General features: G+C 58.7%; 22 protein-coding genes. 17 read left to right on the top strand and 5 right to left on the bottom strand.

Going from position 1 to position 22,207, the window contains the following annotated elements:
- The first annotated feature begins 2 nt into the window (after window positions 1-2).
- The 4 genes from GSR16_RS17125 to yacG are packed head-to-tail and all read left to right on the top strand — an operon-like array spanning window position 3 to window position 2,474.
- On the top strand, window positions 3-872 hold the full coding sequence (locus GSR16_RS17125; protein WP_159879529.1) for a prepilin peptidase: 870 nt from the start codon (window positions 3-5) through the stop codon (window positions 870-872).
- Window positions 862-1,473, top strand: coding sequence for a dephospho-CoA kinase (gene coaE / locus GSR16_RS17120; protein WP_159879527.1), 612 nt, complete (start codon window positions 862-864; stop codon window positions 1,471-1,473). Before GSR16_RS17125 ends, coaE begins: the two co-directional genes overlap by 11 nt.
- Before the next feature lie 39 nt (window positions 1,474-1,512).
- Entirely contained in the window at window positions 1,513-2,271 is a 759-nt protein-coding gene (zapD, locus tag GSR16_RS17115) for a cell division protein ZapD (RefSeq protein WP_159879525.1), read from the top strand.
- A 5-nt stretch (window positions 2,272-2,276) separates the two neighbouring features.
- Window positions 2,277-2,474: a DNA gyrase inhibitor YacG gene (gene yacG, locus GSR16_RS17110; protein WP_159879523.1), complete on the top strand. Its 198-nt coding sequence runs from the start codon at window positions 2,277-2,279 to the stop codon at window positions 2,472-2,474.
- A 53-nt stretch (window positions 2,475-2,527) separates the two neighbouring features.
- On the opposite strand, the gene GSR16_RS17105 is transcribed toward yacG, so the two are convergent.
- Complete coding sequence (locus tag GSR16_RS17105) at window positions 2,528-3,769, bottom strand: N-acetylmuramoyl-L-alanine amidase (RefSeq protein WP_159879521.1); 1,242 nt, start codon at window positions 3,767-3,769, stop codon at window positions 2,528-2,530.
- Window positions 3,730-4,215, bottom strand: a complete 486-nt coding sequence (gene tsaE, locus GSR16_RS17100) for a tRNA (adenosine(37)-N6)-threonylcarbamoyltransferase complex ATPase subunit type 1 TsaE (protein ID WP_159879519.1) — start codon at window positions 4,213-4,215, stop codon at window positions 3,730-3,732. Before tsaE ends, GSR16_RS17105 begins: the two co-directional genes overlap by 40 nt.
- Window positions 4,216-4,221: 6 nt before the next feature.
- Between tsaE and queG the strand changes: the two genes are divergently transcribed.
- Window positions 4,222-5,310 (top strand): tRNA epoxyqueuosine(34) reductase QueG, encoded by a 1,089-nt coding sequence (gene queG, locus GSR16_RS17095; RefSeq protein ID WP_159879507.1) that lies wholly within the window; start codon window positions 4,222-4,224, stop codon window positions 5,308-5,310.
- Window positions 5,311-5,380: 70 nt separating this feature from the next.
- Here the strand turns inward: queG and GSR16_RS17090 are convergent, their stop codons facing one another.
- Both GSR16_RS17090 and GSR16_RS17085 read right to left on the bottom strand, forming a co-directional pair.
- Complete coding sequence (locus GSR16_RS17090) at window positions 5,381-5,845, bottom strand: GNAT family N-acetyltransferase (protein ID WP_159879505.1); 465 nt, start codon at window positions 5,843-5,845, stop codon at window positions 5,381-5,383.
- A gap of 2 nt (window positions 5,846-5,847) precedes the next feature.
- Complete coding sequence (locus tag GSR16_RS17085) at window positions 5,848-6,267, bottom strand: MaoC family dehydratase (protein WP_159879503.1); 420 nt, start codon at window positions 6,265-6,267, stop codon at window positions 5,848-5,850.
- 241 nt (window positions 6,268-6,508) lie between these two features.
- Between GSR16_RS17085 and GSR16_RS17080 the strand changes: the two genes are divergently transcribed.
- The 8 genes from GSR16_RS17080 (at window position 6,509) to GSR16_RS17045 (ending at window position 16,613) form a co-directional block, all read left to right on the top strand.
- On the top strand, window positions 6,509-7,258 hold the full coding sequence (locus tag GSR16_RS17080) for an electron transfer flavoprotein subunit beta/FixA family protein (protein WP_119313177.1): 750 nt from the start codon (window positions 6,509-6,511) through the stop codon (window positions 7,256-7,258).
- Between the two features lie 3 nt (window positions 7,259-7,261).
- Entirely contained in the window at window positions 7,262-8,194 is a 933-nt protein-coding gene (locus GSR16_RS17075) for an electron transfer flavoprotein subunit alpha/FixB family protein (RefSeq protein ID WP_159879501.1), read from the top strand.
- A gap of 216 nt (window positions 8,195-8,410) precedes the next feature.
- A complete protein-coding gene (locus tag GSR16_RS17070; protein WP_159879499.1) occupies window positions 8,411-10,192 on the top strand; it encodes an acyl-CoA dehydrogenase in 1,782 nt (593 codons plus the stop codon).
- A 244-nt stretch (window positions 10,193-10,436) separates the two neighbouring features.
- Entirely contained in the window at window positions 10,437-11,567 is a 1,131-nt protein-coding gene (carA, locus tag GSR16_RS17065) for a glutamine-hydrolyzing carbamoyl-phosphate synthase small subunit (RefSeq protein ID WP_159879497.1), read from the top strand.
- Between the two features lie 23 nt (window positions 11,568-11,590).
- Window positions 11,591-12,247, top strand: coding sequence for a leucine efflux protein LeuE (leuE, locus tag GSR16_RS17060; protein ID WP_159879484.1), 657 nt, complete (start codon window positions 11,591-11,593; stop codon window positions 12,245-12,247).
- Window positions 12,248-12,273: 26 nt separating this feature from the next.
- The gene (gene carB, locus GSR16_RS17055) at window positions 12,274-15,483 is read left to right on the top strand and encodes a carbamoyl-phosphate synthase large subunit (protein WP_159879482.1); all 3,210 of its coding nucleotides are present in this window, start codon (window positions 12,274-12,276) and stop codon (window positions 15,481-15,483) included.
- Between the two features lie 166 nt (window positions 15,484-15,649).
- A complete protein-coding gene (gene greA / locus GSR16_RS17050; RefSeq protein ID WP_159879472.1) occupies window positions 15,650-16,126 on the top strand; it encodes a transcription elongation factor GreA in 477 nt (158 codons plus the stop codon).
- 58 nt (window positions 16,127-16,184) lie between these two features.
- Window positions 16,185-16,613, top strand: coding sequence for a DUF4149 domain-containing protein (locus tag GSR16_RS17045; RefSeq protein WP_159879470.1), 429 nt, complete (start codon window positions 16,185-16,187; stop codon window positions 16,611-16,613).
- Window positions 16,614-16,708: 95 nt separating this feature from the next.
- Here GSR16_RS17045 and GSR16_RS17040 read toward each other — a convergent pair whose 3' ends face one another.
- Window positions 16,709-17,041 carry a YhbY family RNA-binding protein gene (locus GSR16_RS17040; protein WP_089083149.1) on the bottom strand — a complete coding sequence of 111 codons (333 nt, stop codon included), beginning with the start codon at window positions 17,039-17,041 and terminating at the stop codon, window positions 16,709-16,711.
- 119 nt (window positions 17,042-17,160) lie between these two features.
- Between GSR16_RS17040 and rlmE the strand changes: the two genes are divergently transcribed.
- From rlmE to glmM, 4 genes are all read left to right on the top strand, one after another.
- Window positions 17,161-17,796, top strand: coding sequence for a 23S rRNA (uridine(2552)-2'-O)-methyltransferase RlmE (gene rlmE, locus GSR16_RS17035; protein WP_240902677.1), 636 nt, complete (start codon window positions 17,161-17,163; stop codon window positions 17,794-17,796).
- 80 nt (window positions 17,797-17,876) lie between these two features.
- On the top strand, window positions 17,877-19,787 hold the full coding sequence (gene ftsH / locus GSR16_RS17030; protein ID WP_159879466.1) for an ATP-dependent zinc metalloprotease FtsH: 1,911 nt from the start codon (window positions 17,877-17,879) through the stop codon (window positions 19,785-19,787).
- A gap of 68 nt (window positions 19,788-19,855) precedes the next feature.
- The gene (gene folP, locus GSR16_RS17025; protein ID WP_159879464.1) at window positions 19,856-20,698 is read left to right on the top strand and encodes a dihydropteroate synthase; all 843 of its coding nucleotides are present in this window, start codon (window positions 19,856-19,858) and stop codon (window positions 20,696-20,698) included.
- 156 nt (window positions 20,699-20,854) lie between these two features.
- Window positions 20,855-22,189, top strand: coding sequence for a phosphoglucosamine mutase (gene glmM, locus GSR16_RS17020; protein ID WP_159879462.1), 1,335 nt, complete (start codon window positions 20,855-20,857; stop codon window positions 22,187-22,189).
- The last annotated feature ends 18 nt before the right edge of the window (window positions 22,190-22,207 follow it).

The following is a 22,207-nucleotide window of genomic DNA, read 5'->3' as shown; positions in this document are numbered from 1 at the left end:
GCATGACGGAAATGGCAAGTGTGCTGGCGAACAATGCCGGCTGGTTGATTGCGGTGGTGCTGCTGTTTGGTTTACTGGTTGGCAGCTTTCTGAATGTGGTGATTCATCGCCTGCCCATCATGATGAAGCATGGCTGGCAGCGGGAGTGCGATGCTTATCTTGGCCGGGAGCTTACAAGCCAGGGACGATACAACCTGGTGGTGCCGGCATCACATTGCCCAGCTTGCAAAACGGAAGTAAAGCCCTGGCAGAATATTCCCCTGCTGAGCTATGTCCTGTTGCGTGGTCGCTGTCAGCATTGCCATGCGCCAATCAGCATGCGCTACCCATTGGTGGAACTGCTTACTAGCCTGCTGTTTGCCCTGCTGGCCTGGCATTTTGGCTGGAGTGTGCAATTGGCAGGCTATCTGGCACTGACGGCGGTCCTGATTGCCCTGGCTTTCATTGATGCGGATACCCAGTTGCTGCCGGATGACCTGACTCTGCCTTTGCTGTGGGGCGGCCTGCTGTTCAACCTATGGACCGGAACGGTTGCGCTGGATGATGCCGTGCTGGGGGCTGTGGCCGGCTATCTCAGTTTGTGGCTGGTTTACTGGCTGTTCAGGCTGCTTACCGGAAAAGAAGGCATGGGCTATGGTGACTTCAAGCTCCTGGCCGCATTTGGTGCCTGGCTCGGCTGGAGCATGCTGCCGCTGATCATTCTGCTGTCCTCCCTGGTTGGTGCCATTGTCGGCGTGGTGATGATTTTGCTGGCACGGCTTGGCCGTGGTCAGCCACTGCCTTTCGGCCCTTATCTGGCTGCGGCAGGCTGGATCGCCCTGCTGTGGGGCAAGGATATTGTCAGCTGGTATCTGGGTAGTTATGTCCATTGAGGTCATTGGCCTGACCGGCGGTATCGGCTCCGGAAAAAGTGCAGCGGCCAACCATTTTGCTGCACTTGGTGTGCCGGTGATTGATACCGACCTGATCGCTCATCAAATGACTGCGCCTGGCGGTGCTGCCATGCCGGCCATTGCGGCAGATTTTGGTGGGGCTGTGGTGGCGGCGAGCGGTGCACTGGACCGTGGGCGCATGCGTGAGCTGGTGTTTGCTGATGCGTCCTGCCGCCGTAGGCTTGAGGCGGTACTGCACCCGCTGATCCGTGCCGAAAGCATGAGACAGCTTGAGTTGGCGACGGGGCCGTATGCCGTGCTGGTGGTGCCCTTGCTGTTTGAGAGCCCGGATTATCTGGCTCTGGTGCAGCGTAGTTTGCTGGTTGACTGCCCGGAAGATTTGCAGCTAGAGCGTGTGCAGGCACGTAGTGGTTTGACCGCAGATGGCGTACGCGCCATCATGGCGGCGCAGATGACGCGTGCGCAAAGGTTGGCGCTGGCGGATGATGTCATTGATAATGGCGGATCGCTTGCTGCATTGCAGCTTCAAGTCGAGGCCAAACACCAGTATTATCTTGCAAACCTTGCCCACGGCCAGTGACAAGGCATTTTCCAAGCCACCAAGAAGGGCAGACGTCTTGTGATCAGTTTCGAGTTTCCTGTCACCGAACGAACCCGTACGTTGCTGCGTCTGGAGCAGCTGTATGATCGGCTGGCCTATTTTCTGGGCAAAGACCATGCGCTGGATCATCATGCAGCCTTGCTGGTGCTGTTCGAGTTGCTGGAGACTGCATCGCGTGCAGACCTGAAAGCCGATCTGCTGCAGGAGCTGGAACGTCAAAAACAGGTTCTGGAGGCGCTGCGTGAGAACCCGAATGTGGCCGAAGACAGCCTGGATAAGGTGCTGGATGAGATCGAGGTTTCTTCCAGTCAGCTCTTGGGGATTACAGGCAAGTTCGGCCAGCATTTGCGTGAGAATGAATGGCTGATGGCCATCAAGCAGCGCGCCGGCATTCCCGGTGGAACCTGTCAGTTCGACTTGCCATCTTATTATCTGTGGCAGCAAAAACCGGCCGATGAGCGTCGCCGCGATATGCGCCGCTGGGCGGCCCCGCTGATGCCCACTGCCGAGGCTGCGCGTATCCTGCTGCATCTGCTGCGGGATAGTGGCAAGACCCACCACTATGTGGCGCGCAACGGCGCATTCCAGCAGATGTCTGGTGGCAAAGTGGTGCAGATGATCCGCATTGCCTACGACCCGGCGCTGAATGTGCTGCCCGAGCTGTCCGCCAACAAATATGCAATCAATGTCCGTTTTGTCAGCGCGGTTACTGGTGAAAGCCGGCCGCGCCAGACCGAGACCGATGTTGAATTCACCCTGACCAACTGCAAGTTCTGAGCCTTATGTCCCAAGCTGTCCGTACTGTTTCCTGTCCCACTTGCGGCATTGCCGTGCGCTGGGAGCCTGCCAGCCGGTATCGTCCATTTTGTAGCGAGCGCTGCAAGATGATTGATCTGGGCGAGTGGGCCAACGAGACCTATCGTGTACCTGCTGTGGAGGACAGCCCGGATAGCGAGGTAGACCCGGCGCGTTATCGTTGAGCCGCACATGAAAAAAGCCCGCGAATGCGGGCTTTTTTCATGTGGTGTTGCGATCAGGCCCGGGCTGCAAGGGCCGCACCCTGAGTGAAATAGGACTTTACGCCACTGAGGATGGAGCCGGCCATCTGCTGCTGGAACTCGCTGTCCAGCAGGCGTTGTTCTTCTTCCGGATTACTGATGAAGGCAGTTTCAACCAGAATGGATGGAATGTCCGGTGCCTTGAGTACGGCGAAACCGGCCTGCTCAACCTGAGCGCTGTGCAGCTTGTTTAGCCCGCCCACCTTGCCCAACATGATCTTGCCCAGCTTCAGGCTATCGTTGATGGTTGCGGTCTGGGTCAGGTCCAGCAGGGTATGCGCCAGAAACTTGTCTTTGCTGGCAATCTTGACGCCACCGATCAGGTCCGAGCTGTTTTCCGATTGCGCCATGGTCTTGGCAAAAACGCTGGAAGCGCCTTTTTCGGACAAGGCAAATACCGAAGAACCACGGGCGCTACGGTTGGGTGCAGCATCGGCATGGATGGAAATGAACAGGTCGGCATTCAGCTTGCGGGCCTTGGCCACGCGCACGCCCAGTGGAATGAAAATGTCTTCATCCCGGGTCATGAATGCTTTCATGTTGCGTTCGGCATCAATCATGCGCTTCAGCTGTTTGCCGATGCGCAAGACGATGTCTTTCTCGCGGGTGCCATTCATGCCGATGGCGCCCGGGTCCTCACCGCCATGGCCCGGGTCCAGCATCACCACGATGGGGCGGTTGCTATCGTTTTTCTTCGGTTTTACCTGCGGCGGTGGTTCGGTAAGCCGGCCCTTGTTGTAGTCATCCAGCAAGGCCATCAGCGGGTCGTCCTGCGCGCCGCTGGAGGGGTAAAGGTCGATGACCAGACGGTGTTTGTATTCGGCCACCGGGTTGAGCGTAAAAGCCTGCGGTTTGACATCGGTTTTGAGTTCCAGCACCAGGCGGACGGTGTCCGGGCTGAACTGACCGGCGCGGGCGGTCTTGATGTAGGGATCGGCATCGGCAATCTGGCTGCTGATGTCCTTGAGCACGCTATTGAGCTGCACGCCTTCCAGATCAATCACCAGCCGGTCCGGATTGCTGATGGTGAACTGTTTGAATTTGATGGCATCGCTTGCTTCCAGCGTGATGCGGGTATAGCTGGACGCGGGCCAGATGCGAATGGCAACCACTTGGCTGGTGCCGGCAAAGCCAAGCTTGCTGACACTGAGCAGGAAGGTGGCTGCGGCCGCTCCGATCAGACGGCGGCGGGTGGGGTCGAAAGTCGAGTCAGGCATGACTGTCCGGTTTCTGTTCTTGCAGTTAAACGATACGTGCGACCTGTGCCACTGACGTCAAGTTCCAGTGTCAGATCGGCTTGCGGAAGTAATGCGCCAGCCTTGTCCGGCCATTCCACCAGGCAGACGGTATCTGCTCCGAAGTAATCACGAAAACCGGCATCATCCCATTCTTCCGGGTCGGCAAAACGGTACAGATCAAAATGATGCACGGTGAAGGCGGCAAGCGGGTAACTTTCCACCAGAGTGTAGGTTGGGCTTTTTACCTTGCCATGATAGGCCAGACCAGCCAGCAAGCCACGAGTAAATGTGGTTTTTCCCGCGCCCAGGTCGCCATGCAGAAAAATCACCACTCCAGCCTGCAGTGCTGCCGCCATGCGGGCACCAAGAGCAAGGGTAGCCGATTCATCCGGCAGGTTGCCGCTGCGAACGCTGGTATCATCCATGACCATATGACTGAGAAATCCTATCAAAAACTGGATTATCCCGAATTGGCCGGGCAAATCAAAGCCTGGGCGCAAGATTTGGGTTTTGCCGATGCGCGTATCAGCAAGGCTGCGCTGCCGCCAGAGGCAGAGGCACACTTGCAGGCCTGGCTGGAGGAGGGCTGTCATGGAGAGATGGACTACATGGAAAGGCATGGCAGTTTACGGGTAAAACCAGCCGAACTGGTTCCCGGAACGCTCTCCATCATTAGTGTACGCCTGCCTTACTGGCCAGCTGAAGCCGTGGCCAGTGAGGAGGTGCTGGCTGATGGCAGCCTGGCCTATTTGTCTCGCTATGCCCTGGGGCGGGATTATCACAAGGTAATACGCGCCCGACTGCAGAAGCTGGCTGATCAAATCCGCCATACTGTCGGTGATTTCGGGTATCGGGTGTTTACCGACAGTGCCCCAGTGGCCGAAGTCGCACTGGCAGCACAATCCGGTCAGGGCTGGCGTGGCAAGCATACGCTGCTGCTGAACCGGCAGCAGGGTTCGCTGTATTTTCTGGGCGAGCTTTTTACTGATTTGCCGCTACCGGCAGATGCTGCCGAAGAAGGGCATTGCGGGCGCTGCACCCGCTGCATTGACGTCTGCCCGACACAGGCCATTACGGCCCCGTACAAGGTGGATGCCCGGCGTTGTATTTCCTATCTCACCATCGAGCTGAAAACAGCGATTCCCTTGGAATTCCGTCCGCTGATCGGTAATCGGGTGTATGGCTGCGATGACTGCCAGCTTACCTGTCCATGGAACCGTTTTGCAGTCAATACAGCGGAGCCTGATTTTGCCGTACGCCATGGTCTGGATCGGGTCAGCCTGCTGGAACTGTTTGGCTGGAGCGAGGCCATGTTCAAGGAAAAACTGGCGGGCAGTCCGATCTACCGTATCGGCTACGCCAAATGGCTCTCCAATCTGGCGGTGGGGCTGGGTAATGCGCCCTATGACCCGGCTATCGTGGCGGCCCTGGCTTTGCGTGCAGATGACGAGAATGAACTGGTGGCCGAGCCGGCTCGCTGGGCCTTGCAGCAACAGCGCCAGCGTCAGGTGGCTGGCTAGAAAAAAAGGGAGCCGTTGGCTCCCTTTTATGTTTACTGCAGCAGCTTTGCTTGCTTCAGCTCAAGTGCCTTCAGTTCAGTGATTTGGTGAAATGAAAGGACGTGATGCTGAAGCCCTTGCGGAAATACAGACGGTGGGCTTCGGTGCGCCAGGTGCCGGAATCCAGCACCTGGAAGCCACATCCCAGCCGGCGGGCTTCTTCGGCGCACCAGTCCAGCAACTGGCTACCTATGCCTTGCGAGCGGTGCGCTTCATCGCTTACCAGATCGTCGATATACAGCCGCAGGTCTTCATAGGTATTTTCGTATACCCGGTACAGCGCCAGTCCCAGCGGTGTTCCATCGGCATCCAGTGCGGCCACCATGCGCGCACCAAAAGAACAGACACGTTGCATTTTTGCCGCATAGCTGTGGCCGTGTTCCGGCAGCATGGGACGCAGCTGGCGGTGCAGGCTGCTGCAGCGGGCCAGCAGCTCCGGCTCGGTGACGTTGCCGGTCTCATCGGTCAGCGGCAGGATGTGTAGCGTAACGGCCATGCTTATTCGCCGCGCGACGGCGCGATGACCAGCGATTCACCATCCAGAATCACCTTGCCCTGCACCAGGCATTGGGTGGCCAGCTTGACGCGCTTTTTGTCCGGGAAAATTTCCACCACGGTGGCGCGGGCGGTGACAGTCTGACCAATACGCACCGGTGCCTTGAAGTGTGTGGATTGCGACAGGTAGATGGTGCCGTTGCCGGGCAGCCTGGTGCCCACCACGGTGGAAATCAGGCTGGCGGTCAGCATGCCGTGAGCGATACGGGTCTGGAATGGTGTGGTCTCGGCGTATTCCTGGTTGATATGCACCGGATTGTCATCGCCAGAGACGGCTGCAAACATCAGGATATCGGCTTCGGTAATGGTTTTGGCGTACTCGGCAGAATCGCCGACCTTGATATCTTCAAAGTAGACTGTCATGCATGTTTCTCCGGCTATGACGTTGAAATTGCTGCACTGCATTGTGCCATGCAGCAGACGAAATGCAAATTAAGCGGAAATGACGTAGTATCTGCAATCAGTTGTTTTTTTGCTACGTGCCACACATAAAAATTCAACCAAACGCTCGTTTGAAATGGCGTTGGGGCATAATCGGGAAACACCACGGTAGCAAGTCCCTTTCCGAGTTCGATTAACCCAGAGAGCTATTCGCTGGAGGAATATGAAAGTTCTAGTCGCTGTTAAACGCGTTGTCGATTACAACGTGAAGGTTCGCGTGAAGGCTGACGGGTCCGATGTGGATGTCGCCAACGTCAAGATGTCGATGAACCCCTTTGACGAAATTGCCGTCGAAGAGGCCGTGCGTTTGAAGGAAGCCGGCAAGGCCAGCGAGATCGTTGTCGTGTCCATGGGCGTGAAGCAGTGCGAGGAAACCCTGCGCACCGCACTGGCCATGGGTGCCGACCGCGCCATTCTGGTGGAAACCGAAACCGAACTGCAGCCGCTGGCCGTGGCCAAGCTGCTCAAGGCTGTTGCCGACAAGGAACAGCCGCAGTTGCTGATCGTCGGCAAGCAAGCCATTGACGATGATGCCAACCAGACCGGCCAGATGGCTGCCGCGCTGCTGGGCTGGGCACAAGGCACTTTCGCCTCCAAGGTGGATGTCGCTGCCGAAACCGTCGACGTGATCCGCGAAATCGACGGTGGCCTGGAAACCGTCAAGCTGCGTCTGCCGGCCGTTGTTACCGCCGACCTGCGCCTGAACGAACCGCGCTTCATCAAGCTGCCCAACATCATGGCCGCCAAGAAGAAGCCGCTGGACAAGACCAGCCCGGCCGATCTGGGTGTGGACGTCACTCCGCGCCTGAAAACGCTGAAAGTGGCCGAACCGGCCAAGCGCTCTGCCGGCATCAAGGTAGCCAACGCTGCCGAGCTGGTAGCCAAACTGAAAAACGACGCAAAGGTGCTGTAAGCCATGGCCATTCTCGTTATCGCTGAACACGACAACCAGAGCCTGAAAGCAGGCACCCTGAATACCGTAACTGCCGCTGCCAAGCTGGGCGAAGTGCACGTGCTGGTGGCCGGCCACAACGCCGCTGCCGCTGCCGAAGCTGCCAAGAGCGTGGCTGGTGTGGCCAAGGTACTGCTGGCTGATGCTGCCCAGTACGCGCATGGTCTGGCCGAATCGCTGTCCGCCCTGGTAGTGGACGTGGCCAAGAGCTATAGCCATGTACTGGCTCCGGCTACTTCTTTTGGCAAGAACCTGCTGCCGCGCGTGGCTGCCTTGCTGGATGTGGCACAGATTTCCGAAATTACTGCTATCGAGTCGGCTGACACCTTCGTGCGTCCGGTGTATGCCGGCAACGTGCTGGCCACCGTGCAGTCGGCTGATGCCATCAAGGTCATCACCGTGCGTACCACCGCGTTTGACGCGGCAGGTCAGGGTGGCTCCGCTGCCGTGGAAAGTGTTGCCGTGGCAGCTGATCCGCAGCTGTCCAGCTTTGTCGGCCAGGAACTGACCAAGTCGGACCGTCCGGAACTGGGTGCGGCCAAGATCATCGTATCCGGTGGTCGTGCGCTGGGTTCGGAAGAGCAGTTCAAGTCCGTTATCGAGCCGCTGGCTGACAAGCTGGGTGCGGCTGTCGGTGCTTCGCGTGCCGCAGTTGACGCGGGCTACGCCCCGAACGACTACCAGGTTGGCCAAACCGGCAAGGTAGTGGCACCGCAGCTGTACTTCGCTGTGGGTATTTCCGGTGCCATCCAGCATCTGGCCGGTATGAAAGATTCCAAGGTGATCGTGGCGATCAACAAGGACGAAGAAGCGCCGATCTTCCAGGTGGCTGACTACGGCATTGTGGGTGACCTGTTCACCGTGGTGCCGGAATTGCTGGCCGAACTGGCCAAGTAATGGTGTGCGGGGAGGGGCAGCCCTCCCCATCCGAGCAGGCAGCATAGCCGCCGGAATCAAAAAATAAAAACCGGCTACGACCGGTCTGCTTCATGGAGGAGCAAGCTTTCCCGCCGCAGCTCGCGGTGGGTGGGCATGCTCATGCATCAGGTGGACGGCGAGCCGGTTTTTTCATATCTACGACGATTGTTGTGCAGCAAGAATGAGGAGAGATTCATGATCTATAACGCGCCAGTCAAGGAAATCCGTTTTGTACTGAATGAATTGGCCGAGCTGACTTCAGTATGCAGCCTGCCCGGTTATGAAGACTGCTCGGTCGAGCTGGTGGATGCCATTCTGGAAGAAGCCGCCAAGTTTGCCGAAGGCGTGTTGGCTCCCATCAACAAGCAGGGCGACAAAGGTGCCACGCTGAAGGATGGTGAAGTGACCGCCGCGCCCGGTTTCAAGGATGCCTGGCAGCAATATGTCGAGTCCGGCTGGGTGGGCTTGCGTGCCCCGGCTGATTTTGGCGGGCAGGGCATGCCGGCCCTGGTAGCCATTGCCGCCGAAGAAATGTGGTGCTCCTCCAATCTGGCCTTCTCGCTGGCCCCGCTGCTGACGCTGGGCGCGGTAGAGGCCATTCACCACCATGCCTCGGAAGAACTGAAGGCGGTCTACCTGCCGCGCATGTCCAGTGGCGAATGGACTGGCACCATGAACCTGACCGAGCCGCAAGCCGGTTCCGACCTGGCCCAGGTGCGCTCCCGTGCCGTACCGCAGGCGGATGGCAGCTATCTGGTGACCGGCCAGAAGATTTTCATCACCTGGGGTGAGCACGACATGGCCGACAACATCGTCCATCTGGTGCTGGCCCGTCTGCCGGATGCGCCGGCCGGGGTGAAGGGTATTTCCCTGTTCATCGTGCCCAAGTTCCTGGTCAATGCCGATGGCAGCCTGGGTGCGCGTAACGACGTGCGTTGTGTCTCGCTGGAACACAAGCTGGGCATTCACGGCAGCCCGACTGCGGTGATGAGCTTTGGCGATAACGGTGGTGCGGTCGGTTATCTGGTGGGCGAGGCCAACAAGGGCCTGGGCTATATGTTCACCATGATGAATCACGCGCGTCTGGGTGTAGGTGTGGAAGGCATGTCGGTGTCCGAGCGTGCCTACCAGAAGGCGGTGGAATATGCCCGTGACCGTGTGCAAAGCCGTGCCGTTGGTTCGCCCGACCCGGCTGGTGTCGCCATCATCAAGCATCCGGACATCCGTCGCATGCTGATGACCATGCGCAGCCAGATCGAAGCCCAGCGTGCCTTGGCCTTCTACACTGCCGCCGCGCTGGATCGTGCCTCGCGCCACCCGGTGGCCAGCGAAGCTGCGCGCAATCAGGCGCTGGTGAATTTCCTCATCCCCATCGTCAAGGGCTGGAATACCGAGCAGGCCAACGAATTGACCAGCCTGGCCGTGCAGGTGCATGGCGGCATGGGCTTCATCGAAGAAACCGGTGTGGCACAGTACTACCGTGATGCCCGCATTACAGCCATTTACGAAGGCACTACTGGCATCCAGGCGCTGGATCTGATTGGCCGCAAAACCTTCAGTGAAGGCGGTGCCACGGCCCGTGCGCTGCTGGACGAGGCGCGCGCCACCGCCGACAAGCTGGCCGCTGCCGGTTATGCCAGCATGGCGAGTAATCTGCAGCAGGCTGCTGCCGAGGCTGAGCGCTGCGTTGCCTTCATCCTGGGCAGCTTTGGCACGCAGCCGCAGCTGGCGGCTGCCGGTTCGGTGCCTTTCCTCAAGCTGATGGGGATTGTGCTGGGTGGCTGGCAACTGGGCCGTGCCGCGCTGATCGCACGCGAAAAGCTGGCTGAAGACGGTGTGGACGAGGATTTCCTCAAGGCCAAAATCATCACTGCCCGCTTCTTTGCCGAGCATCTGTTGCCGCAGGTTGGCGGCCTGGCTGCAGCTATTGTGGACGGGGCTGATAGCGTGTTGGAACTGGACGAAAACCTGTTCTGAGCCCAGGTTTTGCCGGTTTGGACAGCCACCTGCGGGTGGCTGTTTCTTTATGTAAAAGTATTGGAAACAAGGCAGGACAAAGCAGGAAGTGATGCAAAAACAGGTGCTTGTGACTTGTTTCAACTGGCCGAAAGCGGTATGATGGTAAGGTTTAACCAAACGGGACAGGCGCAAAACGTCGTGTCCCGTTATTCACATAAAAATCCGCAAAAACATACAAGCGAAACGCAACAGGAGCTAGTCAGTGTCAACCGTACCAGCGATCCTCGTCTTGGCTGACGGTACCCTCTTCAAGGGCAGTGCCATCGGAGCCACCGGCCATACGGTCGGCGAAGTGGTATTCAATACCGCCATGACCGGGTATCAGGAAATCCTCACCGATCCCTCCTACACCAAACAAATCGTCACCCTGACTTATCCCCACATCGGTAATGTCGGCGCGAATTCGGAAGATACCGAATCCCGCGCCGTTTTCGCATCAGGTCTGATCATTCGTGATCTGCCGCTGCTGCACAGCAACTTCCGCGCCGAAGATTCGCTGTCCGACTATCTGGCCAAGAACAATGTCGTGGCCATTGCCGATATCGACACCCGTCGCCTCACCCGCATTCTGCGCGAAAAGGGCGCACAGGCCGGCTGCATCATGGCCGGTGCCGATCTGGACGAAGCCCGCGCACTGGAACTGGCCCGCGGCTTTGGCTCCATGGCCGGTCAGGATCTGGCCAAAGTAGTCAGCTGCACCGAGTCCTACCAGTGGAAGCTGGGCGAATGGAAACTGGGCAGCGGCTACAGCGAACAGGCCGAAACCCCGTTCCATGTGGTGGCTTACGACTTCGGTGTGAAGCACAACATCCTGCGCATGCTGGCCGAACGTGGCTGCAAGCTGACCGTGGTGCCGGCCCAGACCCCGGCCAAGGACGTGCTGGCACTGAAGCCGGATGGCGTGTTCCTGTCCAACGGCCCTGGCGATCCGGAGCCGTGTGACTACGCCATCACTGCCATCCGCGAAATCCTGGAAACCCGCCTGCCGGTATTCGGCATCTGCCTGGGTCACCAGCTGCTGGGCCTGGCCACCGGTGCCAAGACCAGCAAGATGAAGTTCGGCCACCACGGTGCCAACCACCCGGTGCAGGATCTGGACAGCGGCCGCGTGATGATCACCAGCCAGAACCACGGCTTCCAGGTGGATGAATCCACTCTGCCGGCCAATGTGCGCGTGACCCATCGCAGCCTGTTCGACCAGACCGTACAGGGCATTGCGCTGACCGACCGTCCGGCCTTCTCCTTCCAGGGGCACCCGGAAGCGAGCCCCGGCCCGGAAGATGTGGCCTATCTGTTTGACCGCTTCATCACGGCGATGAGCCAGGCGAAGTAAACGGACCAGAACGGAGAACAAGCATGCTGGGCATTACCGATATCACTACCTACCTGATCGGCACCATCATTATCGTGCTGCTGCCAGGCCCCAACTCCATGTATGTGCTGTCGGTGGCGGCACAGCGCGGCATCCGCCGCGGTTTTGTGGGTGCCTGCGGGGTATTTACCGGTGATGCCATCCTGATGACGCTGGCCGCCACAGGGGCGGCAGGGGTGCTCAAGGCCAATCCGGCCCTGTTTGCCGTGGTCAAGTACGCCGGTGGCGCTTACCTGACCTGGCTGGGCCTGCAGATGCTGCGTGGTGCCTGGCGTGCCTGGCGCAATGCTTCCCGCGGGGAAGCTGCCGTGCCGGAAGCCCGCCGCGAAGTGGACGCCAGCCGTCCCTTCGTCAAGGCGCTGGTCATCAGCCTGATGAACCCCAAGGCCATCTTGTTCTTCGTGTCCTTCTTCGTGCAATTCGTCGACCCGGCCTATCCGCACCCGGTGCTGACCTTTCTTGTGCTGGGCACGCTGCTGCAGTTGTGCAGTGCCCTGTATCTGGCCACCATCATCGTGTCCGGCGCAAGACTGGCCGCAGCCTTCCGCCGCCGCCGCAAACTGTCCTCTGCCATGTCTGGCGGAGTGGGCGCGCTGTTTCTGGGCTTCGGGGCCAAACTGGCGGCAGCCAGCCTGAACTGAACAATTGAAATTGACTGAGCGATAACATGCCGAAACGTACCGACCTCAAGAGTATTCTCATCATCGGCGCTGGCCCCATTGTGATTGGCCAGGCCTGCGAGTTTGACTACTCCGGCGCGCAGGCCTGCAAGGCCCTGCGTGAAGAAGGTTACAAAGTCATCCTGGTGAACTCCAATCCGGCCACCATCATGACCGACCCGAACATGGCCGATGTCACCTACATCGAACCCATCACCTGGCCTGTTCTGGAAAAAATCATTGCCAAGGAACGCCCGGACGCCATTCTGCCCACCATGGGCGGCCAGACCGCACTGAACTGTGCGCTGGACCTGGCCAAGCACGGCGTGCTGGAAAAGTACAATGTCGAGCTGATCGGTGCTACCGAAGATGCGATCGACAAGGCAGAAGACCGTGGCCGTTTCAAGGAAGCCATGGCCAAGATCGGCCTGTCCTGCCCGCTGTCCTTTGTCTGCCACACCATGGAAGAGTCGCTGGAAGCGCAATCCAAGGTGGGCTTCCCCACGCTGATCCGTCCGTCCTTCACCATGGGCGGCTCCGGTGGCGGCATCGCCTACAACAAGGAAGAGTTCCTGGCGATCTGCGAGCGCGGTTTTGAAGCGTCCCCCACCCATGAACTGCTGATCGAGCAGTCCGTACTCGGCTGGAAAGAGTACGAAATGGAAGTGGTGCGCGACAAGAAAGACAACTGCATCATCATCTGCTCCATCGAGAACTTCGACCCGATGGGCGTGCACACCGGTGACTCCATCACCGTGGCCCCGGCGCAAACCCTCACCGACAAGGAATACCAGATCATGCGTAATGCATCGATCGCGGTACTCCGTGAAATCGGCGTGGACACCGGCGGTTCCAACGTACAGTTCGCCACCAACCCGGTGAACGGTGAAATGATCGTGATCGAGATGAACCCGCGTGTATCGCGTTCCTCGGCACTGGCCTCCAAGGCCACCGGTTTCCCGATTGCCAAGGTTGCTGCCAAGCTGGCCGTGGGTTACACCCTGGACGAACTGAAGAACGACATCACCGGCGGTGCCACCCCGGCTTCGTTCGAACCGTCCATCGACTACGTGGTCACCAAGATTCCGCGTTTTGCCTTCGAAAAATTCCCGCAGGCCGATAACCGCCTGACCACCCAGATGAAGTCGGTGGGCGAAGTGATGGCCATGGGCCGCACCCTGCAGGAATCCATGCACAAGGCGCTGCGTGGCCTGGAAACCGGCCTGTCCGGCTTCAATCCGGTCACCACCAACGAAGAAACCATCCGTCACGAAGTCAGCACCCCGGGACCGGAACGTATCCTGTACGTGGCCGATGCCTTCCGCGTGGGCATGAGCCGTGACGACGTGTTTGCCCTGAGCAAGATCGACCCGTGGTTCCTGGCGCAGATCGAAGACATCGTGGGCGAAGAAAAAGCCCTGGCCGGCCGCAAGGTGGAAGAACTGGGCTTTGACGAACTGCGTCGCCTGAAGCGCAAGGGCTTCTCCGACCGTCGCCTGGGCGAGCTGCTGAATACCGACCAGGCTGCCGTGCGTGCCAAGCGCTGGGCGCTGGGCCTGCATCCGGTGTACAAGCGTGTGGATACCTGCGCGGCCGAGTTCGCCACCTCCACTGCCTATATGTACTCCAGCTACGAAGAAGAGTGCGAAGCCCAACCCACCGACCGCAAGAAGGTGATGGTACTGGGTGGTGGCCCCAACCGTATCGGTCAGGGTATCGAATTCGACTACTGCTGCGTGCATGCTGCGCTGGCGCTGCGCGAATCCGGTTTCGAGACCATCATGGTCAACTGCAACCCGGAAACCGTATCGACCGACTACGACACGTCCGACCGTCTGTACTTCGAGCCGCTGACGCTGGAAGACGTGCTGGAAATCTGCCGCATCGAAAAACCGTTCGGCGTGATCGTGCAGTACGGCGGCCAGACCCCGCTGAAACTGGCGCGTGCGCTGGAAGCCAATGGCGTGTCCATTATCGGTACCTCGCCGGACATGATCGACGCTGCCGAAGACCGCGAGCGTTTCCAGAAACTGCTGAACGAACTGGGCCTGAAACAGCCGCCGAATCGCACCGCCCGCACTCCGGCCGACGCGATGAAGCTGGCCGAGGAAATCGGCTATCCGCTGGTGGTGCGTCCGTCCTACGTACTGGGCGGCCGTGCGATGGAAATCGTGCACGAACCGGCCGATCTGGAACGCTATATGCGCGAAGCGGTGAAGGTGTCCAACGACAGCCCGGTGCTGCTGGACCGCTTCCTGAACGACGCCATCGAAGTGGACGTGGATTGCATCTCCGACGGCAAGGACGTGGTCATCGGCGGCATCATGCAGCATATCGAACAAGCTGGTGTGCACTCCGGTGACTCCGCCTGCTCGCTGCCGCCGTACAGCCTGTTCCCGGCCGTACAGGACGAAATCCGTCGCCAGACCGAAGCCATGGCACGTGCGCTGAACGTGGTTGGCCTGATGAACGTGCAGTTCGCCATCCAGCGTGACACCATCTTCGTGCTGGAAGTGAACCCGCGTGCCTCGCGTACCGTACCGTTTGTTTCCAAGGTAACCGGCGCCCCGCTGGCCAAGATTGCTGCCCGTGCCATGGCCGGCATCAGCCTGGTCGAGCAGGGCTTCACCAAGGAAGTGATCCCGCCGTATTACGCAGTGAAGGAAGCCGTATTCCCCTTCATCAAGTTCCCGGGCGTGGACACCATCCTGGGACCGGAAATGAAGTCCACCGGCGAAGTGATGGGCGTGGGTAAGAGCTTTGCCGAAGCCTTCGTCAAGAGCCAGCTGGCCGCCGGCGACAAGCTGCCGCGCACCGGCAAGGTGTTCCTGTCGGTACGTCAGTCCGACAAGAATGGCGCGGTTGACGTGGCACGCGAGCTGCAACGCCTTGGCTTTGGTGTCTGCGCTACCCGTGGCACCGCCAAGACCCTGGCCGAAGCCGGCATCGTGGTGCAGGTGGTCAACAAGGTGAATGAAGGCCGTCCGCACATCGTCGACATGATCAAGAACGGCGAAATCGACGTGCTGGTCAATACCGTGGACGAAAAGCGCCAGGCCATCCAGGACAGCCACTCCATCCGTCGCAGTGCCCTGCAGGCGCGCATTCCGCAGTACACCACCCTGGCTGGTGCCAAGGCAGTGTGCGTGGGCATGGCGCATGTGGAAGAGTTTGATGTTTACAGCGTTCAGGAACTGCACGCTTCCATCAAGCCCTGAGTCACTGCCTGGCTGTGTGTGACGGCAAGTTATGCGTTGAAGCTTTGAACCGCAGACGATTTGCCGTTACAATCCAGACATTGAACTGCAACAGCCAAGCCGCCGTCTCGTACGGCGGCTTGTGTTTTTGATGACGGCGGGGGTACCGCCTCAGGAGAGCACCCGAATGAACAAAGTCCCGTTGACGCTGCGTGGCGCCGAACTTCTCAAGGAAGAACTGCAACGCCTGAAAAGTGTGGAGCGCCCGGCGGTGATCGAAGCGATTGCCGAAGCGCGTTCGCATGGCGACCTGTCGGAAAACGCCGAATATGATGCCGCCAAAGAGCGCCAGGGTTTCGTGGAAGGTCGTATTGCCGATCTCGAAGGCAAGATTTCCAATGCAATCATCATCAATCCGTCCGAGCTGGATGCCGATGGTCGCGTGGTATTTGGTGCCACCGTCGAACTGATGGATCTGGAAACCGAAGACAAGGTGACTTACCAGATCGTCGGTGACGACGAAGCGGACATCAAGCTGTGCAAGGTATCGGTCAACTCTCCGATTGCCCGTGCGCTGATCGGCAAGGAAAGCGGCGACGTGGCTGAGGTTGTAGCCCCGGGCGGCATTCGCGAATACGAAGTGCTGGACGTCAAATACATCTAAGCAGACAGATCAAACGCGCGTTATCGCGCGTTTTTGCTGTGGAGTCAGGGGAGCACGCATGGACGGATTGCGAGCGATAGCCAGAACCTTCTGGATTGGCGGCTTGTGGGTGATCGGCATTATCGTCGCCCCGGTATTGTTCCGGTCGCTGGATACGGTCACTGCCGGCATGGTGGCAGGCAAGTTGTTTGCCGCCATTGCCTGGGTAGGCTTGGTGTGTGGCGTATTCCTGCTGGTGGATGCCGTGTGGCGCAATGGTGTGCGTGGCATGAAGGAAGGCAGCTTCTGGCTGATTGTCGGCATGCTGCTGTGCACCGTCATCAACCACTTTGCTGTCACCCCCATCATTGCAGCACTCAAGCTGCAAATGAATCATGCGGCAGAAGGGTTGTTTGGTGGCGGCTTTGCTACCTGGCATGCCATTTCCAGCCTGATTTATCTGGTGCAGAGCCTGATGGGTCTGGCTTATATACTGCGGCGCGACTGAGTGGCCGCTATGGCTACATCAATGGCCACAAGAATGGTCTGGACAAAATAAAAGCGGTGGCAAGCCACCGCTTTTGCTATACCGCCCAAGAGCCATCAGGATTGGGAAGCAATTTTCAGTGCCTTCTTGTTCTTGGGCAGAACAATGCGCTGCTTGTCGCTGGGGCGCCACAGCACCAGCAATTTGCCGATATGCTGCACCGGTGCCGCACCCAGCTCATCGCAAATTTGCTCGTAGAGCGCGATACGGGCGGCACGGTCATCACCCTGAACACGAATCTTGATCAGCTCGTGTGCGTCCAGGCTGATGGCGATTTCGCGCAGTACGGAGTCGCTCAGGCCGTTATTGCCGATCATCACGACCGGGCTGAGAGTCTGAGCCAGACCCTTGAGGTGTTGGCGCTGGAATGGTTGCAGTTCGATTTTCATTGGACAGGCTTGGTTTCAAAGCAAAACGGGATTCTACTAGAGTTTGGCGCATAGCCCAAACTCTGGTCACAAACAGACTGAAAAACAACAGGATAGCCACCATGGCTATGCTGTGCGGAATGGGCAGGAAGCGACTCATGGCAAGAAGTACCAGCAGCAATACCTGGCTGCGCGAACATGTTAACGACCAGTATGTGCAAATGGCCAAGAAAGATGGCTATCGGGCACGGGCAGCGTACAAGCTGTTGGAAATCAACGAAAAAGACAAGCTGATCCGTCCGGGGACAGTACTGGCCGACCTTGGTAGCGCACCGGGCAGCTGGTCGCAGGTTGCCGCCCGCATCGTCGGCCCCCAGGGCAAGGTGTTTGCGCTGGATATTCTGCCGATGAATCCGATTGCCGATGTCGATTTTATTCAGGGCGACTTTCGCGAAGATGAAGTGCTGGCCGAGTTTGTCGATCTGCTGGATGGCCGCACACTGGACCTTGTAATTTCCGACATGGCCCCCAATATCTCCGGAATGAGTGCCATGGATCAGGCCAGAAGTTTTCTGCTGTGCGAACTGGCGCTGGAATTTGCACGTGATCATCTGAAACCCGGCGGCAGTTTTCTCGTCAAAGTGTTCCAGGGCAGCGATTTCCAGTCCTACCTGCAGTCAATGCGTGATCTGTTTGACGAGGTGCTTACCCGCAAACCCAAGGCCTCGCGTGACCGTTCCAGCGAAATTTACTTGCTGGGCAAGGGCCGACGCTGACATACGCCCCCCCGGGGTTTACAATTCATACCAATGAAATACGCAACCGCAAAGTCAGGGCACAGAGGAGTCCGCTACTCGTGAACAATATCGGCAAAAACATCGCCATCTGGGTGATCATCGGTCTGGTACTGATGACTGTATTCAATCAGTTCAACAAACGCCAGGATGCCCAGAACCAGATCGAGTACTCGCAATTCATCAGCGATGTCGAATCCGGCAAGGTGCAGTCCCTGAGCATTGAGGGCCATCCGCTACGTGGCCAGTGGCTGAAGGGCAAGCGCACTGATGGTTCGGCTTTTGCCACCTATGCGCCCTATGACCCGCAACTGGTCGAAGATCTGATCAAGAACAACGTGCGCTTCTCGGCCAAGCCTGAAGAGGAGCCGTCCATGCTGATGAGCATCTTCATCAGCTGGTTCCCGATGCTGTTGCTGATTGGCGTGTGGGTTTTCTTCATGCGTCAGATGCAGGGCGGCGGCAAGGGCGGTGCGTTCTCCTTCGGCAAGAGCAAGGCGCGCATGCTGGATCAGGACACCAATACCGTGACCTTTGCCGACGTGGCCGGCTGCGATGAAGCCAAGGAAGAAGTAAAGGAAATCGTCGATTACCTGCGCGATCCGTCCCGCTACCAGAGTCTGGGTGGTCGCATTCCGCGCGGCATCCTGCTGTGTGGCTCGCCAGGTACCGGTAAAACCTTGCTGGCCAAGGCTATTGCTGGCGAAGCCAAGGTACCGTTCTTCAGCATCTCTGGTTCCGACTTTGTGGAAATGTTTGTCGGTGTGGGTGCTGCCCGTGTCCGCGACATGTTCGAGCAGGCCAAAAAGAACTCGCCTTGCATCATCTTCATTGATGAAATCGATGCTGTTGGTCGCCAGCGTGGTGCTGGCCTGGGTGGTGGCAATGACGAACGCGAACAGACGCTGAACCAGCTGCTGGTAGAAATGGATGGTTTCGAAACCAACACCACCGTCATCGTGATCGCTGCTACCAACCGTCCTGACGTACTCGACCCAGCCCTGCAGCGTCCGGGCCGTTTCGACCGCCAGGTGGTGGTGCCGCTGCCGGATATCCGTGGTCGCGAACAGATCCTGTCCGTGCATATGCGTAAGGTCCCGATCGCTGCCGATGTGGAACCTTCGGTCATCGCTCGTGGCACACCGGGCTTCTCCGGTGCTGATCTGGCCAACTTGGTGAACGAGGCTGCACTGTTTGCTGCCCGTCGTGCCAAGCGCCTGGTAGACATGGTGGATTTCGAGTCGGCCAAGGACAAGATCATGATGGGTGCCGAGCGCCGCAGCATGGTGATGTCGGAGGAAGAAAAGCGTAATACCGCTTATCACGAATCTGGCCATGCCGTTGTTGCCAAGCTCTTGCCCAAGTCCGATCCGGTGCACAAGGTCACCATCATTCCACGCGGTCGTGCGTTGGGTGTGACCATGCAGTTGCCGGAGCAGGATCGCTTTGCCTATGATCGCGGCTACCTGATGGACCGTCTGGCCATTCTGTTCGGCGGTCGTATTGCCGAAGAGCTGTTCATGAACCAGATGACCACCGGAGCTTCCAACGACTTCGAACGTGCCACCCAGATGGCGCGTGACATGGTGACCCGCTACGGCATGTCCGACAAGCTGGGACCGATGGTGTATGGCGATAACGAGGGCGAAGTTTTCCTGGGCCGTTCCGTTACTACCCATAAAAACCTGTCCGAAGCCACCATGCAGCAGGTGGATAGTGAAATTCGCCGCATCATCGACGAGCAATACTCACTGGCCCGTCGTCTGCTGGATGAAAACCGCGACAAGGTGGAAGCCATGACGGCTGCTCTGCTGGAATGGGAAACCATCGACGCCGAGCAGATCAACGACATTATGGATGGCAAGCCGCCGCGTCCGCCCAAACCGGGCAGTGGCCTTTCGTCCAAACCGGAGGAAAAGGCTGCAGAAGCCACGCCGGCTGAACCGACATCCACGCCGGCTCAGGAACTTTAACAGCTGGTTTTCACAGGGTGGCAGCGCAGGCTGTCACCCTGTTTTGCATTTATCTGGCAGAACTCTTCATGCAATTGCTTCAATGCGGGCGCTTCAAGCTCGATCTCTCCCGCCCCATGATCATGGGCATTCTCAATGTCACGCCGGATTCGTTTTCCGATGGTGGTCGCTTCAGTTCCCTGGATAGTGCGCTGCAACGTGCCGAAAGCATGTTGGCCGACGGTGCGGCCATTCTGGATATCGGTGGGGAATCCACCCGTCCCGGTGCGGCGGAAGTCAGTGTGCAGCAAGAGCTGGACCGTGTGCTGCCGGTGCTGGAAAAGCTGAAGGACATTGGTGTTCCGCTATCGTTGGACACCCGACGCACCGTGGTCATGCAGGCTGCCTTGCAACTGGGGGCAGTCGATCTGATCAATGATGTCTCCGCGCTGGAGGACGATGGCGCGGTTGATGCCGTAGCTGCGTCGCAGGTGGCTTTGTGCCTGATGCACAAGCAAGGTAATCCGGACACCATGCAGGAGGCCCCGGCTTATCAGGATGTGGTGGAAGAAGTGGGACATTACCTGCTGCGTCGGGTACAGCTATGTCGCGCTGCCGGCATAGCCGACGAGCGCTTGCTGATCGACCCCGGTTTTGGCTTTGGCAAAACCTTGGAACACAATCTGCAATTGCTGGCCGGGCTGCGTCGTATCGAAGCCATCAGCGGTCTTCCGCTGCTGGTTGGCATGTCGCGCAAATCCATGCTGGGGACCATTACCGGCGAAGCCATTCCGACAGAGCGGCTGGGCGCGAGTGTGGCCGTGGCACTGGTTTCCCTGCAGCAAGGTGCCAGGATTGTCAGGGTGCATGACGTCAAAGCCAGCCGGCAGGCGCTGGAAGTGTGGGCTGCATTGCAGCCGTATTCCGCCTGAACTTGATTCCGCAGTCTGATGCTGTATTTGATTTGCATGGCGCAGGCTTGCCCAACTGACCGGACAGACGGGTACAATACACAGGTTCCGCAGGGGTTATTGTTGCAGCTACCCGTTGCTGGCCAGGCGCTACAGCAACGTGACTAGGATGATGAAATGAGTCGCAAATATTTTGGTACTGATGGTGTACGCGGTGAGGTCGGGCAGTTTCCCATCACCCCGGATTTTGTTCTCAAGTTGGGTTACGCGGCTGGTCGCGTGCTGGTCGATCATGACAAGGATCATCGCCCTACGGTGCTGGTTGGCAAGGACACCCGCATTTCCGGCTACATGCTGGAAGCAGCTTTGCAGGCCGGTTTCACTGCCGCCGGTGTCAATGTGCTGCTGACTGGCCCGCTGCCGACGCCAGGGATTGCCTATCTCACGCGGGCCCTGCGACTGGAGGCCGGCGTGGTGATTTCGGCATCGCACAATCCTTATCAGGATAATGGCATCAAATTTTTTGCCGAAGGCGGCAAAAAGCTGGATGACACGCTGGAGCTGGAAATCGAAGCCATGCTGGAACAGCCGATGACCACCAACAGCTCGGCCGAGCTGGGGCGTGCGCGTCGAATCTCGGGTGCCGCTGAGCGCTACATCGAGTTCTGTAAGAGTACCTTTCCGGGGGAGAGTGATCTCAAGCAGCTGAAGCTGGTAGTGGACTGTGCCAATGGTGCAACCTATCACATCGCCCCCAAGGTCTTCCACGAGCTGGGTGCCGAGCTGGTGGTTATCGGTGGTGACCCCAATGGCTACAACATCAATGACAAGGTGGGTGCCACCTATCCCAAAACCTTGCAGGTTGCGGTGCTGGAACACCATGCTGACTACGGCATTTCGCTGGATGGCGACGGCGACCGCCTGATCATGGTGGACAAGCATGGCAAGGTATATGACGGTGACCAGTTGATCTACGTGATCGCCAAGGCACGTGCTGCACGCGGTGATCTGAAAGGCGGCGTGGTCGGCACCGTCATGACCAATATGGCGATGGAACTGGCGCTCAACAAGCTTGGTGTGGCCTTTGGCCGTGCCAAAGTTGGCGACCGCTATGTGCTGGAAATGCTGCATGCCAATGGCTGGCAGGTGGGTGGCGAGGCGTCGGGCCATATCTTGTGCCTGGACAAGCACACCACGGGCGACGGCATCATCTCCAGCCTGCAGGTGCTGGCCAGCCTGGCAGAACTGGGCATCAGCCTGGAAGAGGCCTGCAGCGACTGGACGCCGTTCCCGCAAACCATGATCAATGTGCGTCACAACGGCTGCGACTGGAAAGCCGCATCGGCCGAGGCGCTGGCGGCAGCGGAAGCTGCATTGGCAGGTGTAGGTCGCGTGGTACTGCGCCCCTCTGGCACCGAGCCGGTTGTGCGGGTGATGGTGGAAGCCAGTGACCGTGCGCTGTCGGAAAAGTGGGCCAGAGAGATAGCTGCCACCATTGAACGCGTGGCCTGATTCTGCATCAATCCATGA

Source organism: Aquitalea denitrificans, from assembly GCF_009856625.1.
Lineage (GTDB): Bacteria > Pseudomonadota > Gammaproteobacteria > Burkholderiales > Chromobacteriaceae > Aquitalea > Aquitalea denitrificans.
Note: the sequence above shows the minus strand (reverse complement) of the source record. Positions and strands in the feature narration are given on the sequence as shown.